The sequence below is a fragment of the Porphyromonas uenonis 60-3 genome, assembly GCF_000174775.1.
Taxonomy (GTDB): domain Bacteria; phylum Bacteroidota; class Bacteroidia; order Bacteroidales; family Porphyromonadaceae; genus Porphyromonas; species Porphyromonas uenonis_A.
Map to the genome: position 1 here is coordinate 1 of NZ_ACLR01000006.1, position 586 is coordinate 586.

Consider the following 586-nt stretch of genomic DNA (forward strand, 5'->3'; position numbering starts at 1 on the left):
TAGCCGCATCATCACCGGCTTTGACCTGCAGCCCACGCTCTCCACAGAGGGCCCCTACAACGCACTAAAACAGACCGTTGACTTCTACCAGAAGCATGGCTTTGACCTCAAAGGACTCATCTTCCATAGCGACCGAGGCTGTCAATACGTCTCCAAGCAGATGACCGACTACGAGGCCAGCCTAGGCATCGTAACCAGCGTTACCCAGACCGGCAACCCTCTCCACAACGCTATGGCTGAGCGACTTAACGGAATCATCAAGAACGACTGGCTCTACAACTTCGAGGATAAGCCCATAGATCAAGTTCGGGAGATCCTCTCGCAAACGATTGCTCTCTATAACACAGCGCGTCCTCATCGAGCCCTCAACAAGAAGACTCCGATGCAGATGCTCATACCAGATTACCCCAACCCTCTAACCACACAACCGCCTAAGAACCAGATATCTAAGAACGATTCACCAACAGCTCCGAGCCTCAAAACTCCGAGCCCATGCCGCCTAACTCCCAACAAAGAGCTATCTTTGTGTACCTCCGCAGTAAAGACGACCACAAGTCGTGTACCCCAGCAGGAGCAAAACTAACAG

Annotated in this window: 1 protein-coding gene; it reads left to right on the top strand. The window is 52.4% G+C overall.

The window, feature by feature from the left end; translation table 11 throughout:
* On the top strand, positions 1–583 hold a 583-nt coding region (locus PORUE0001_RS00180), incomplete at its 5' end, for an integrase core domain-containing protein (RefSeq protein ID WP_007364414.1).
* Positions 584–586 lie beyond the last annotated feature (3 nt).